General features: G+C 64.8%; 1 protein-coding gene. It reads left to right on the top strand.

Going from position 1 to position 577, the window contains the following annotated elements; all coding sequences use genetic code 11:
* On the top strand, positions 1-577 hold a 577-nt coding region (locus tag CAF65_RS28415), incomplete at both ends, for an immunoglobulin-like domain-containing protein (protein ID WP_158090079.1).

Genomic DNA, 577 nt, shown 5'->3' with positions numbered 1-577 from the left:
TTACACCGCGACCCTGACCGACAAGAACGGCGCCCCGGTCACCGCGCAAAACGGTCCGGTGACGGTCACCCTCGACAGCGGCAAGGTGATCACCATCGCTGAAGGTCAGAGTGCTGGCAGCCTGCCGGTGAGCGTGGGCAACGACGTGTACAAGGGCCCGACCACCGTCAGCGAATCCATCAAGGACGCGGTGGGCGGCAATCTGGAAGCGATCAACCCGGTGAAGACCCCGGTGACCACCACGGTCAACGACGTCAACGACGCCACCACTGTGACCCTGAGCGCCACGCCGAGCGTGGACGAGAACGGCACCATCACCTACACCGCGACCCTGACCGACAAGAACGGCGCCCCGGTCACCGCGCAGAGCGGTCCGGTGACGGTCACCCTTGACAGCGGCAAGGTGATCACCATCGCCGTTGGCCAGAGCTCCGGCAGCCTGCCGGTGAGCGTGGGCAACGACGTCTACAAAGGCCCAACCACCGTCAGCGAATCCATCAAGGACGCAACGGGTGGCAACCTCGAAGCGATCAACCCGGTGAAGACCCCGGTGACCACCACGGTCAACGACGTCAAC

It is taken from the genome of Pseudomonas sp. B28(2017) (genome assembly GCF_002113025.1).
In the GTDB taxonomy this organism is placed as follows: Bacteria; Pseudomonadota; Gammaproteobacteria; order Pseudomonadales; family Pseudomonadaceae; genus Aquipseudomonas.
Note: the sequence above shows the minus strand (reverse complement) of the source record. Positions and strands in the feature narration are given on the sequence as shown.